Here is a 12922-nt window from a genome sequence, read left to right on the forward strand (position 1 = left end):
GAACCCGCAGGGCTGCGGACGAGATGTTCCGAGCCTCTGCGGGTTCTGCTGCGTACCGAGGGCCAAAATTAGCCCTCTGAACAGGGCCTCTAGACGTTGAAGCGGAACTCCACGACGTCGCCGTCCTGCATGATGTATTCCTTGCCCTCCATGCGCACCTTGCCGGCGGCCTTGGCGGCGTTCATGGAACCGGCCTCGACGAGGTCGTCGAAGGAGACGATCTCGGCCTTGATGAAGCCGCGCTCGAAGTCGGTGTGAATGACGCCGGCGGCCTGCGGGGCGGTGTCGCCCTTGTGGATCGTCCAGGCGCGCGATTCCTTCGGCCCAGCGGTCAGGTAGGTCTGCAGGCCGAGGGTGTGGAAGCCGACGCGCGCGAGGGCGTGCAGGCCGGGCTCGGACTGACCGATGGAATCCAGCATCTCCTGGCGGTCCTCCTCGTCCAGCTCGAGCAGCTCCTGCTCGACCTTTGCGTCGAGGAACACGGCGTCGGCGGGCGCGACGGAGGCACGCAGCTCGGCGACCTTGGCCTCGTCGGTGAGGACAGCCTCGTCGGCGTTGAAGACGTACAGGAACGGCTTGGTGGTGAGCAGGCTCAGCTCGCGCAGCAGCGAGAAGTCGAGCTTGTCCTTGACGCTGAACAGGGTCTTGCCCTCGTCGAGGAACGCCTGAGCCTTGAGCGCCTCGTCGTGCTGCGCCTTGAGTTCCTTGTTCTTGCGCGCTTCCTTGTCCAGGCGCGGGAGCGCCTTCTCCAAGGTCTGCATGTCCGCGATGACGAGCTCGGTCTCGATCACCTCGATGTCGGACGCCGGATCGACGCGACCGTCGACGTGCACGACGTCGTCGTCGGCGAAAACGCGGACGACCTGGCAGATGGCGTCGGCCTCACGGATGTTGGCGAGGAACTTGTTGCCCAGGCCCGCGCCCTCGGAGGCACCCTTGACGATGCCGGCGATGTCGACGAACGACACGGTGGCCGGGAGAATGCGCTCGGAACCGAAGATCTCGGCGAGCTTCTTCAGCCGCTCGTCCGGCAGCTCCACCAGGCCGACGTTGGGCTCGATGGTGGCGAACGGGTAGTTCGCGGCCAGCACGTCGTTGTTGGTCAGCGCGTTGAAAAGGGTCGACTTGCCGACGTTGGGGAGGCCGACGATTCCGAGGGTAAGGCTCACGGTATAGGGATTCTACGGCGTCACCGGGCGATGGCGGTGATCGGCCACACTCCGGCGCCGACCACCGCCACCGTTCACCACTGGTAGGTGGTACTCGTACCCGCGTCGTCCACCGAGGCGGCGAACGCCGCGACCATGATGAACCACATGATGATGGACAGCACGAACAGTCCGATGCCGATGCCGAGCGCGATCTTGCCGAGCGTCTTCACCCGCTCCGACGCGTACTGCGCGCCCTGGTAGTCGCCCATCGACCACTTCGGGAAGATCGAGTGCAGGTGGTTGAACGCGGCGAACGCCAGCGGCCAGAAGAAGATGATCGAGGCCACGGCCCACCCGGCGTTCGACGCGGGCGGCTGCGGCTGTCCGCCGTACTGGCCCGGGGCCGGTGCGGTCGGATACTGCTGCGCCGACGGGTACGCCTGCTGCGGGTAGGCAGGTGCGCCGTACTGCTCGGACGGGCCGGCGTTGTAGGTCGGTTCGGACATGGGGTCCCCCCTGGGTTCTGACGAACGTTCTGTCGGCAGAGACCGTAGCCCAAACCGACGCGTCGGTTACAGGTCAGGTTTGCGGGCCACCGTGACCGCCCAACCGGCGCCTTCGTGCCACGGTCGCAGGTCCCACGTCGAGAAGCGGTGCTCGCGCACCAGGCCGACGGCGGCGAGGTCGGCGTCGAACTCGTCGACCGCGTACTCGTAGTCGGTCGCGAACCCGGTGACGAAGATGCCGCCCGGCACGAGATGGTGGGCTATGCGCCCCAGCACCTGACGTTCGGTGCCACGTGCGACGAAGATGAGCACGTTGCCGGCCGCGACGACCGCGTCGAACCGCTCCCCCGGCAGGTCCAGCGTCGCGAGGTCGGCCTCGTGCACGGTGAGGGCGGTCTTCTTGCGCGCCTCCGCGACCAGCACCGGATCCAGGTCGACGGCGGTCACGCGGTGTCCCCGGTTGGCGAGTTCGGCACCGAGTCGCCCTGTGCCGCAACCGGCGTCGAGCACTCGGGCGCCGCGCGGCAGCATCGCGTCGACCGCCCGCGCCTCACCGTGCAGGTCGGTCCCGTCGGCCTCGAGCCGATCGAAGCGCGCGATGTACGCGCGGGAGTCGGATGCGGATCGTTCACGCTGCCATCGAGTGTCGGCCATGCCGTTCACGATAGGTGCAACGCGAAAGCGGGCCGGGTGCGCGTCGTCGACGCCCACCCGGCCCGCTGCCTTCGTGTCTTGCACTACCTGCGCGTCTTCTCCGACGGCTCCGCCGGCACCGGATCCACCAGGACCGGATCGCCCTGGACGATCTCCGCCAGTTCGGCGTCGATGTCCTCACCGGACGCTTCGGCGCGACGCTGCTCGTCGGCGCTGAAGGTGCGGAGCGCAACCTCCTTGATGAAGAAGATCGCCGCCAGGCTGAGCAGCGAGACGATGCCCGAGATCAGGAAGATCCGTGCGGTCGCGTCGCCGTAGGCGCCGCGGACGATGTCCGCGATCGGGCCCGGCAGTTCGTTGAGGTTGGACAGTCCGGCACCCGAACCGCCCGCGTGGCTCATGTCCACGCCGGCCGCCGTCAGACCCTTCGTGGTCAGGTCGGCGACGTGGCTCGACAGGACCGCACCGAGGACGGAGACGCCGGCCGCGCCGCCGAGCGAGCGGAAGAACGACACAACCGAGCTCGCCGAACCCAGATCGTCCGGGCTCACGGTGTTCTGGACCGCCAGCACCAGGTTCTGCATCGTCAGACCCATGCCGACACCGAGGATGAACAGGAAGACCCCGAGCACACCCATGTTGGTGGCGTGATCCATCGTCGAGAGCAGGAAGAAGCCGACCGTCATCATGATCGCGCCGCCGAGGATGAAGCCCTTCCAGCGACCGAACTTGGTGATCAGTGCGCCGGAGACCGCGGACGCCACCATCGAACCGATGACCATCGGCAGCGTCAGCAAGCCTGCAACGGTCGGCGAGTAGCCGCGCGCGATCTGGAAGTACTGGCCCAGGAACACCGCGCCGCCGAAGAGGGCGATGCCGACCGCGACGCTCGCGAGGGTCGCCAGCGCGGTGGTGCGGTCCTTGAACAGGCGCAGCGGGATGATCGGATCCTTGGCCTTGGTCTCGGTGAAGATCGCGAGCGCCAGCAGCGCCACGCCGAGTGCGACGAGCCCGAAGGAGACACCCGACGCCCAGTCGAAGTTCTTGCCCGCCAGCGTCACCCAGATCAGCAGCGTGCTGACACCGGACGCGATGAACAGGGCGCCCATGTAGTCGATGCTGACGTTCTTGCGCACGACCGGAAGATTGAGGGTGCGCTGGATGACGAACAGTGCGATCACCGCGAGCGGGACGCCGACGAAGAACGTCCAGCGCCAGCCCAGCCAGCTGGTGTCGACGATGAGTCCGCCGATCAGCGGGCCCGCGACGGTCGCGATCGACATGACGCCGGCCATCGGACCCTGGTAGCGGCCACGCTCACGCGGGCTGAACATCGTCGCGATGACGATGACGACCAGCGCCTGCAGGCCACCGAGGCCCAGACCCTGGACGGCGCGAGCGCCGATGAGCATGGGGACCGACTGCGACAGGCCAGCGAGCACCGAGCCGACCGTGAAGATCACCAGCGCCAACTGGACCAGCATCTTCTTGCTGACCATGTCGGAGAACTTGCCCCAGATCGGCGTCGTCGCGGTGGACGCCAGCAGCGTCGCGGTGACGACCCACGTGTACTGGTCCTGAGTGCCGTGCAGATCGGTGATGATCGTCGGCAGCGCGTTGGAGACGATCGTCGACGACAGGAACGCGACGAACATGCCGAGGAGCAGACCCACCAGCGCCTGGATGCGCTGCGGATGGGTCATCGGCGCGTCCGCCGCCTGATCAGGCTTCCCGGTGTCCCGGGTAACGGATGTACTCATGCAGAAACCTCACGAATTCTTCGAACGATCTCGAAAACGATTACGTAGAAAATGAATTGACGATTCGGCGTCAGAGCGCCGAAACCTTGGCCCGAAACGACGACTTCAGGTGCGACAACCCATCCACGAGCTGTTGCACCTCCTCGTCCGTCCAATCGGAGATCGAGTCGAGCAGCCACTCGCGCTGGCGCGACCGGTACCGCTCCAGGACGGCGTCCCCCGCGTCGGTCAACGCCGGCAACGTGGCTCGACGATCGGCGGGGTCGGGAACCCGTGTCAGGTACCCGAGCTCCTCCGCATGGGTGATGTGCCGACTCAACGTCGACGGGGTGATCCGCATCCGGTCGGCGAGCGCGTTACAGCGACTGCCCTCGGTCGACGAGACCAGCGACAGCAGCGCGCCCAAGGGCTCGGTGAGGAGTTCGCCGTCGGCCTCCCGCGCCAGATGCCCGTTCAGTTCACGCCCGCGACGGATGACGTCGCGAAGGAGTCCGATCAGGACCTCCGCCGTGTTCGCCTCGGCCACGACACCTCCCAATTAGTTGCGTGGTGCAACCATACTCCAAGATGGTTGCACCACGCAACTAATTATCGAAGAGGCTCAGTCCGCGCTCTCCCCCAGGCGGTGCAACAGGGTGGTGAGCTGCTTGACGTCGGCCGGATCCCACCGCGACAGCCGCTCGTGCCACTGCGCGATGACGGCCTGGCGCTGCGCAGTGAGCCGCTCGCGACCGGAGTCGGTGAGGACCACCAGGCGGGCCCGCGCGTCCTGCGGGTCGGGGCGGCGCTCCACCAACTCCAGCCGGACCAACGCATCGATCTGCCGCGTCAACGTCGACTTCTCCAGACCGAGTTCGCACACCAGCGCGGACATCGGCGCCGCGTCCGTGCGGGCGAGGATCGCCAGGAGCGGGTAGCAGGCCGGGTCGAGCTTCGGATCGATCTGGCGGGCGCGTTCGCGTGACTGGATCCGCCCTCGCCGCCACATGTCGACCAGTTCGGCCTCCAGGTCGGTGATCGGATCCGACTCCATGCGCGCACGCACCCTTCTGTTCGATCGGCGTCGGCGGACACACCGACGCGCAATGCCCGTCAGGGTACGGCCCGACGTCTCCGCCTACCATCGCCGCATGGTCCGTTGGTCGATTGTCGTCTCGGTCTGGCTGGTCGGTCTCGTCGCCACGGCGGCGGCCGTGACAGTGGCGTGGGGGTGGTGGTTCGCCGCGGTTCCCGTCCTCGTGCTGGCCGGCCTCGGCACCCGAGATCTGTTGCAGCGCCGCCACAACATCCTGCGCAACTATCCGATCCTCGGGCACGCGCGGTTCGTCCTCGAGGGCATCCGCCCGGAGATCCAGCAGTACTTCATCGAATCGCCCACCGACGGAACACCGTTCGATCGCGAGACCCGAGACCTGGTGTACGAGCGGGCGAAAGGCACGAAGGACGACGAGCCGTTCGGCACCGAACGCGACGTCCACGCGATCGGCTACGAGTTCGTGACGCACTCGCTGCGCGCCCGCACCGCCCCGACGGCCGCGCCCACCGTCCGGCTGGGCGGGCCGGACTGCACCCGCCCCTACGACATCGCGCTGCTCAACGTCTCCGCGATGAGCTTCGGGGCGCTGTCCGCGAACGCGATCGAGGCACTCAACGCCGGCGCCGCGCGGGGCGGCTTCGCCCACGACACCGGCGAGGGCAGCATCAGCCGCCACCACCGCAAGCACGGCGGCGACCTCATCTGGGAGATCGCGTCCGGCTACTTCGGCTGCCGCACCCCGGACGGCGAGTTCGACCCCGACCGATTCGCGGCCCGGGCGTCCGACGACCAGGTCAAGGCGATCTCCATCAAGCTGTCCCAGGGCGCCAAGCCGGGCCTCGGCGGCGTCTTGCCCGGCGCCAAGGTGACGGCCGAGATCGCCGAGGCGCGCGGCGTGCCGATCGGGCAGACGGTGATCTCACCGCCCGCCCACACCGCGTTCGGCACCCCGTACGAACTGGTCGATTTCGTCGCCCGGTTGCGCGAGCTGTCCGGCGGCAAACCGGTCGGGTTCAAGCTGTGTGTCGGCTCGCGCATCGAGTTCCTCGCGATCTGCAAGGCGATGCGCGAGCGCGACGTCACCCCCGACTTCGTCATCGTCGACGGCTCCGAGGGCGGCACCGGCGCCGGGCCCGTCGAGTTCGAGGACCACATGGGCATGCCGCTCACGGAGGGCCTGATGACGGTCCACAACGCACTCGTCGGCACCGGACTGCGCGACCGCATCAAGATCGGCGCATCCGGCAAGGTGGCCAGCGGGGCGGACATCGTCAAGCGGGTCATCCAGGGCGCAGACTTCACGCTCGCCGCCCGCGCGATGATGTTCGCGGTCGGCTGCATCCAGGCTCAGCAGTGTCACACCAACCGCTGCCCGGTCGGGGTGGCCACCCAGGATCCGCGGCGCGCGCGGGCGCTCGACGTGCCCGACAAGAGCGCGCGCGTGTACCGGTTCCAGAAGGCGACCGTCGCCAGCGCGGCGCAGATGGTCGCGTCGATGGGCCTCGACGGCTTCGACGACCTGCACCCGTCGATGCTGCACCGCCGGGTCGACGGCGTCACCACCCGCACGTACGCCGAGCTCTACGACTGGCTCGAGCCCAAGGAACTGCTCGACCACGCCCGCGAGTCGTGGCGACGCGACTGGGCCGCGGCCGACCCCGCCAGATTCTGACCGCGCCGCCCGCTACGGGCAGGCCGGCCGCACCAACTGCAGGATCCGGTCGACCTGGTCGTCGGTCGGAACCGTGCCGTCGTTGGTCGCGGTCTCCTTGACCTTCGCGGTCAACTCCTCGTCGCTCGCGCCCGACTCCTTCGCCGTGCACGTCTCCTTGACGATCGACTCGATCGACTCGTCGTCGCGGTCGCTCGACAGGTTGGGGTACGCGGTCCGGAAGGTTGCGACGAAGGCCGTCAGCTTGGCGTTGTCCCACGCCCCGCCGATCCCGGACACCGCACTCGACGCCGTCGCCTGGATGCTCGACACGATCCCCGACGCCGTGGACTGGACGCTCGACTTCAAGGCCTCCCCCGGGCCGGTCTCCGGCGTGGACGTGACCGCCGAACTGATCCTCTCCTTGGTTTCCTCGGAGGTGCCGTTGTCGTTCGAGCACGCTCCGAGCGCGAGCACGACGGCCGTTGCTGTGACGATTGCTGCGGTGAGTCTCCCGTTGATTCTCGTCATGCGCCGGATACTACGGACGCCGCGGACGCCGAATGTCGGCTTTAACCGGGCCGTGACCGGATCGATTACTCGCGCCTTCCTCGGAGAAGTGCGCGAGAAATGCGTAGATTCGACGACGACCGCATCAGCCTGCCGGAAGGACCCTCGCCCTGTGAGCGTGAAGAAGACCGACGATTCCAACACGCGTGCGCGTCTGCGGGACCGCGGCGAGGTGATCGGCGCAGGCGGGATGTGGTTGGCGAAGTGGTCGTTGTGTCTCGCCGCAATCGCCATCGGAGCCCTGGTCGTCGGCTGGATTCTCGAGAAGCTGTGGGTGATCGCACTCCCGGTGCTCCTGGCGATCGTCGTGTGCACCGTGCTCTGGCCTCCGACCCGGGCACTCACCAAGCGCGGCATGCCCCCGGCCGGTGCCGCGTCCATCACGCTCCTCGTCTTCTTCGCCGTGGTCGGTGGGATCATCGCGCTCGTCGTGCCGTCCGTCGTGGACCAGGCCCCGGAACTGGCGAACAAGGCGACCCAGGGCATCCAGCAGGTCCAGGACTGGCTGAAGGGCCCGCCGATCAACCTGCAGGACGAGCAGATCGACACCGCGGTCCATGCGCTCACCTCGAAATTGCAGGAGAGCGGTACCGCGATCGCGTCGGGCGTTTTCAGCGGCGTCACCACCGCGGGATCGATGATCGTCACCCTCGGTCTGGTCCTCGTCCTGGCGTTCTTCTTCATCAAGGACGGCCCGCGGTTCATCCCCTGGTTGCACAGCGTCAGCGGAGGGCGCGCCGGACGACACCTCGAAGAGGTACTAGGCCGGATGTGGGACACCCTGGGCGGCTTCATCCGCACGCAGGCGCTCGTCAGCCTCATCGACGCGGTGTTCATCGGCGCGGGTCTGCTGATCCTCGGGGTGCCACTCGCCCCGGTGCTCGCGATCCTGACGTTCATCGGCGGGTTCGTCCCGATCGTCGGTGCGTTCGTCGCCGGTGCCCTCGCCGTCCTCGTCGCCCTGGTCGCGAACGGCCTGACGACCGCCTTGATCGTGCTCGCGATCATCCTCGCGGTGCAGCAGATCGAGGGCAACGTGCTGCAGCCGGTGCTGCAGAGCAAGAGCATGAAACTGCACGCCGTCGTCGTGTTGCTCGCGGTGACCGCCGGCGGCTCGCTCTTCGGCATCGTGGGCGCCTTCCTCGCCGTCCCGGTCGCGGCGGTGGGCGCGGTCGTGATCCGCTACCTCGGCGAGCAGATCGACGAGCGGCTCGAGGAGGATGCCCTCCTCGACGCCGGCGACGCGACCGCGACCGGCGAAGTGAGCACCGAGCGCGTGGAACCCGAGGGCCCGCCCAGCCCGTTGGCGGAAGACTCGGAACCCAGCCCGAATTCGTCGGGACCGAGGGCCTAGCCGGCGATCATCTCCAACGTGGACCCGGTCCGGCCGCGCAGCACGTGCAGCCGGCTCGGGATCCGCTGACGCATCTCGTCGACGTGGCTGACGATGCCGACCACGCGCCCGCCCGCCCGCAGTTCGTCGAGCACACCCATCACCAGGTCGAGGGTGTCGGCGTCGAGCGTGCCGAATCCCTCGTCGATGAACATCGTGTCGAGCACCACGCCACCGGACTCGGCGGCCACGACGTCCGCGAGGCCGAGCGCGAGCGCCAAGGACGCAAGGAACGATTCACCACCCGACAGCGTCTTCGCCGAGCGAACCACCCCGGTGTAGTCGTCGCGGATGTCGAGTCCGAGCCCGCCGCGACGGCCGTGGGAGCCCGCCTCGTCGGAGTGGACGAACTCGTACCGGCCCGCGGACATGCGGCGCAGCCGCACGGAGGCCGACAGCGCGACCTCCTCGAGCCGGGAGGCCAGCACGTACGAGCGCAGCGACATCTTGCGTGAGTTCTGCCCGCGTCCGGCGACGACGTCCGCCAGGCCCGCCAGTTCCTCGTGCTCGGCGAGGACCGGCCCGAGTCCCGTCAGGGTCTTCTCCAACTGGTCGACGTAGTGCTCGAGATTCCGTCGACGCGTCTCCGCCTCGTCGGCCGCGCCCGCGGCCACCTCGATGTGGCGTGCGGCCTCACGTTCGGCGATTTCCGGGGCCGTCAGATCCACCGGCTCCAGGCCGTCGATCGCGACGACGTCGGGTTCGGAGAGCACGGCGCGGGCGGCCGCGAGCCGGTCCCGGGCCGCGGCCAGCACGGACTCGATCTGCGCGATCCGCTGCGCCGGGCGCACCGACTCCAACGCGTCGGCGATCGAGGCGAACCCGGCACCGGTGGCGGCGTCGAGCGCCCGGGCGCGGGCGTCGTGCGCGGCGGTGTCGAGGGCCGCGGCCCGATCGCGGACGTCGAGCAGTTGAGCCGCACGCGTCGTGAGGTCGTCGAAACGCTCCCGCCGGGCCGGCACGCTCGCGTCGTCTCCGGCCGCGGCGAGGAGTCGGGTGCGCAACTCGGCTACCTGGGCCTCGGTGGCCTCGATCCGGGCGCGGAGCGCCGCCTGATCGGTATCGACCGAACGAGCCTGGTCCTCCAACTGCGTTCCCCGGGAACGAAGCTCGTTGACCGACGCTGTCGCCCTCGCAAGGCCGGCTGCAACCTTGCGCGTCTGCTCGACGTCGGCCACCGCGGCGGTGTGAATCCTGCGCAACTCGTCGCGGTCGCCGCCACCAGAGCGTTGGGTCAATCGGTCGACGTGCCGCTCGGCCTCGGCCAGACGTTCCGTCTCGCGTTCGAACGCCGCCGCGGCCCGCTGCTCGGCGCCCCGAGCAGCCTCCTCGTCGTCCTTGGTGACCGTGACACCGGCCGGGCTGGCGGGCGCGGGATGCTCAGTCGAACCGCAGACCACACACTGCTCGCCGTCGACGAGCTGCGCGGCCAACTCCGCGGCCATGCCCGCGATGCGCTGCTCCCGCAGATCCAGCAGCCGGGCCCGTGCATCCTGGTGGGCGTCGCGCGCCTGCGCGACCGAGCCACGGCGATCGTCCAGCATCTTTGTCGCCGTGATCAATTCGTCGGCGGCGGCGGCAGCGTCCGCAGCACGCGCGGCCGCTTCCTCCGATCCCGGCAGGACGCTCTGTGCCTGTTCGGCCCGGCGCAGCAACTCCTCCGCGGCGACCATGTCGTCGGGCAGGCGGGCGCGCGCATCCGCAATCTGCTCGACCTGCCGATCCAAGTCCGCACTGCGGCGGCGCATCTCGTCGAGCTCGCGCTCGCCCTGCGTCATCGTGCGCGCCTCACCGAGCAGCGAATCCAGGCGGACCACCTCGGCCGCCCAGTCTCGCTCCTGGGCTCGGATCGTCGCGCGGTCCGCGTCCGACTGCGGCCACGAGAGCCGCGCCACCAGACCCGCACCGTCCTCGGACACTGTGAGCCGCTCGGCGGCCGCCTGCGCCCGCCGCGCTGCCGCCTCCGCGGCACTCGCCGCCGAATCGGATTCCGCCGCGGCGGATGCGACCACCTCGGCCCGCACCGCGCGCGCCGCCTCGGCCGCCAGCACCTCGCGTTCTGCGCCGCGCTCGTCCAGCTCGGCGATCGCACCACGGGCAGCATCGCGACGCCGCTGCAGGTCGAGCACCCGCCGCGCCTTCGCTGCCGCCGCACGCGCCTGCTCGCCCACGCCCCGCACCCGGACCAGATCCGTGGCGGTCAGCTCCGCGGTCTCGACGGCCTGGTCGAGCAGACGCCGCGCCCAGGCCAGGGGCTCCCCGTCGGCGCCTGCCTCGATCCCCGCCGCCGCCGATACCTTCGCCAACGCCAGATCGACCTGCTTGCGCTGGTCCGCGACCCGCGCGTCACTGGTCTTCTTGCGGTCGACGAACCACTCCTCGACCGTCTTGAAGCGCGTCGTGTCGAACAGCTTCTCGAGCAGCTTGCCGCGTTCCTCGTTGTCGGCGCGCAGGAACTTCGCGAACTCCCCCTGCGGGAGCAGCACCACCTGGAAGAACTGGTCCGCGGTCATGCCCAGCAGACGTTCGATCTCGCGGGCGATGTCCGGGATCCGCGACAGGTTCTCGCCCTCACCGTCCAGCCACGCCAGGGTGGCCTTGGCGTTCTCGGTGATCGTTCCGGTGCCGCGCTTCTTCGCGCGCTGGTACTCGGGACTACGGGTGATCCGGATCCGTCGGCCGCCCACGGTCGCCTCGAGCGTCACCGTCGGGACCGCTCCGGCCGGCGCGTGGTCCGACAGCAGTCGCTTGCCCTCCTTGCGGGCACCGGGCACCGTTCCGTAGAGCGCGAACGCGACCGCATCCAGGATCGTCGTCTTGCCCGCGCCGGTCTGCCCGTGCAGCAGGAACAAACCGTCCGCGCCGAGTTCGTCGAAGTCGACCGTGACGGTGTCGGCGAACGGGCCGAACGCCGTCACCTCGAGGTTGTGCAGCCTCACGCGGACACCTCCGTCACGTCGGCCGGATCGACGGCGCGCGTGGACGACTCGGCCGCGGTGGCACTACGGAGCGCCTTCTCGAACAGACGCACCTCCCCCGCCGTCGCGTCGCTGCGCACGTCGGTCAGGAAGCCCTCCGCGATCTCGAGATCGGAGCGGCCGCGCACCCGGTCGCGGTACCTCAGCTCCGGATTTCCTTCGGGGCGTTGCCATTCCATATGGACTGCATGTGGGAAGCGGGACTGCAGGGCGCGCATGGCGTCGACAGGACGGAGCGCGTCGGTGAGCACCGCCGAAACGTAGTGGTCCTCCGCGGTCGCGAACGCGGCGTCGTGCAGCAGTTCGTCGAGCGTCCCGGTGACCTGACTGAGCCCGCGGACCACGGGCAGGTCCAGCCGCTCCACCGCCGCGAGACCGGTGGCATCGACGTCCACCAGCCACACCGACTTGCGATGGGACCGCTCCCCGAACGAGTACGGCAACGGCGAACCGCTGTAGCGGACGTTCTCGGCGAGCGTCTGCGGTGAGTGCAGGTGCCCGAGCGCCACGTAGTCGACCCCGTCGAATGCCGACGCCGACACCGTCTCCACTCCGCCGACCGAGATCGACCGCTCCGAACCGGTGGCCTCGCCGCCCACGACGAAGGCGTGCGCCAGCAGCACCGAGCGGAGTCCGGGTGCGACCGCGCGACGTGCGTCGAGGTCGGCCCGGATCCGCGTCATCGCGACGTCGAGGATCTCGGCGTGCGACCGCGCCTGCGGCACACCCAACTCGGCTCGGGTGATCTCGGGCTCGAGGTACGGGATGCCGTAGAACGCGACCGGGCCGTGCTCGTCCTCGAGCACCACCGGAACATCCAGCGCCGACACCCGGGTCATCAGGTGCAGCCCACCGGCCGCCGCGAACGCCGCACCCGCGCCCAGTCGCACCGGCGAGTCGTGGTTGCCCGACGTCGCGACGATCACCGCCCCTGCCGCCCGGATGGCCTCGAACCCGCGGTTGCAGACCGCGACCGCGTCGGCGCTCGGGATCGACCGGTCGTACACGTCCCCCGGCACCACGACGACGTCGACGCCGCGCTCCGCGACGACGGCCGCGATCGCGTCGAGTACCCGCGTCTGGTCGGCCAGCAGGTCGACACCGTGGAAGGTGCGGCCGATGTGCCAGTCGGACGTGTGGAGGATCCTCATGCGGAAGCACGCTAGAGCACCCGTCCGACAACGCGCGGCGCGCCTGTCGGGGATTTCCGGGCCTTCGACGGC

11 protein-coding genes are annotated in these 12922 nt (G+C 69.2%); 2 read left to right on the top strand and 9 right to left on the bottom strand.

Going from position 1 to position 12922, the window contains the following annotated elements; translation table 11 throughout:
* Positions 1 to 89 precede the first annotated feature (89 nt).
* The 6 genes from ychF to LCL87_RS01120 all read right to left on the bottom strand — a co-directional run bounded on the left by ychF (position 90) and on the right by LCL87_RS01120 (position 5104).
* Positions 90 to 1169 carry a redox-regulated ATPase YchF gene (ychF, locus tag LCL87_RS01095; protein WP_225015726.1) on the bottom strand — a complete coding sequence of 360 codons (1080 nt, stop codon included), beginning with the start codon at positions 1167 to 1169 and terminating at the stop codon, positions 90 to 92.
* A gap of 74 nt (positions 1170 to 1243) precedes the next feature.
* Complete coding sequence (locus tag LCL87_RS01100) at positions 1244 to 1657, bottom strand: CD225/dispanin family protein (RefSeq protein ID WP_225015728.1); 414 nt, start codon at positions 1655 to 1657, stop codon at positions 1244 to 1246.
* A 66-nt stretch (positions 1658 to 1723) separates the two neighbouring features.
* A complete protein-coding gene (locus LCL87_RS01105; RefSeq protein WP_225015730.1) occupies positions 1724 to 2311 on the bottom strand; it encodes a class I SAM-dependent methyltransferase in 588 nt (195 codons plus the stop codon).
* Positions 2312 to 2394: 83 nt separating this feature from the next.
* Complete coding sequence (locus LCL87_RS01110) at positions 2395 to 4014, bottom strand: MDR family MFS transporter (RefSeq protein ID WP_510850677.1); 1620 nt, start codon at positions 4012 to 4014, stop codon at positions 2395 to 2397.
* Positions 4015 to 4141: 127 nt separating this feature from the next.
* Positions 4142 to 4597 (bottom strand): MarR family transcriptional regulator, encoded by a 456-nt coding sequence (locus tag LCL87_RS01115; protein WP_225015734.1) that lies wholly within the window; start codon positions 4595 to 4597, stop codon positions 4142 to 4144.
* A 75-nt stretch (positions 4598 to 4672) separates the two neighbouring features.
* On the bottom strand, positions 4673 to 5104 hold the full coding sequence (locus LCL87_RS01120; RefSeq protein ID WP_225015736.1) for a MarR family transcriptional regulator: 432 nt from the start codon (positions 5102 to 5104) through the stop codon (positions 4673 to 4675).
* Between the two features lie 97 nt (positions 5105 to 5201).
* On the opposite strand from LCL87_RS01120, the gene LCL87_RS01125 reads away from it, so the two are divergent.
* Entirely contained in the window at positions 5202 to 6779 is a 1578-nt protein-coding gene (locus tag LCL87_RS01125; protein WP_225015737.1) for an FMN-binding glutamate synthase family protein, read from the top strand.
* A gap of 12 nt (positions 6780 to 6791) precedes the next feature.
* On the opposite strand, the gene LCL87_RS01130 is transcribed toward LCL87_RS01125, so the two are convergent.
* Entirely contained in the window at positions 6792 to 7289 is a 498-nt protein-coding gene (locus LCL87_RS01130) for a hypothetical protein (RefSeq protein ID WP_225015740.1), read from the bottom strand.
* A gap of 229 nt (positions 7290 to 7518) precedes the next feature.
* On the opposite strand from LCL87_RS01130, the gene LCL87_RS01135 reads away from it, so the two are divergent.
* Positions 7519 to 8682, top strand: a complete 1164-nt coding sequence (locus tag LCL87_RS01135) for an AI-2E family transporter (protein ID WP_225015802.1) — start codon at positions 7519 to 7521, stop codon at positions 8680 to 8682.
* On the opposite strand, the gene LCL87_RS01140 is transcribed toward LCL87_RS01135, so the two are convergent.
* Positions 8679 to 11660, bottom strand: a complete 2982-nt coding sequence (locus tag LCL87_RS01140) for an AAA family ATPase (RefSeq protein ID WP_225015742.1) — start codon at positions 11658 to 11660, stop codon at positions 8679 to 8681. The two genes, LCL87_RS01135 and LCL87_RS01140, sit on opposite strands and share 4 nt — an antisense overlap.
* Positions 11657 to 12850, bottom strand: a complete 1194-nt coding sequence (locus tag LCL87_RS01145; RefSeq protein WP_225015744.1) for a metallophosphoesterase family protein — start codon at positions 12848 to 12850, stop codon at positions 11657 to 11659. Before LCL87_RS01145 ends, LCL87_RS01140 begins: the two co-directional genes overlap by 4 nt.
* Between the last annotated feature and the right edge of the window lie 72 nt (positions 12851 to 12922).

Origin of the sequence: Prescottella equi (genome assembly GCF_020171745.1) — a bacterium.
GTDB classification, from domain to species: domain Bacteria; phylum Actinomycetota; class Actinomycetes; order Mycobacteriales; family Mycobacteriaceae; genus Prescottella; species Prescottella equi_A.

Excerpts from the sequence above, each read along its gene's own strand:
- LCL87_RS01100 (WP_225015728.1), bottom strand. The coding sequence starts at position 1,657 with ATGTCCGAACCGACCTACAACGCCGGCCCGTCCGAGCAGTACGGCGCA.
- LCL87_RS01145 (WP_225015744.1), bottom strand. The coding sequence starts at position 12,850 with ATGAGGATCCTCCACACGTCCGACTGGCACATCGGCCGCACCTTCCAC.
- LCL87_RS01130 (WP_225015740.1), bottom strand. The coding sequence starts at position 7,289 with ATGACGAGAATCAACGGGAGACTCACCGCAGCAATCGTCACAGCAACG.
- LCL87_RS01105 (WP_225015730.1), bottom strand. The coding sequence starts at position 2,311 with ATGGCCGACACTCGATGGCAGCGTGAACGATCCGCATCCGACTCCCGC.
- LCL87_RS01125 (WP_225015737.1), top strand. The coding sequence starts at position 5,202 with ATGGTCCGTTGGTCGATTGTCGTCTCGGTCTGGCTGGTCGGTCTCGTC.
- LCL87_RS01110 (WP_510850677.1), bottom strand. The coding sequence starts at position 4,014 with ATGACCCATCCGCAGCGCATCCAGGCGCTGGTGGGTCTGCTCCTCGGC.
- LCL87_RS01135 (WP_225015802.1), top strand. The coding sequence starts at position 7,519 with ATGTGGTTGGCGAAGTGGTCGTTGTGTCTCGCCGCAATCGCCATCGGA.
- LCL87_RS01120 (WP_225015736.1), bottom strand. The coding sequence starts at position 5,104 with ATGGAGTCGGATCCGATCACCGACCTGGAGGCCGAACTGGTCGACATG.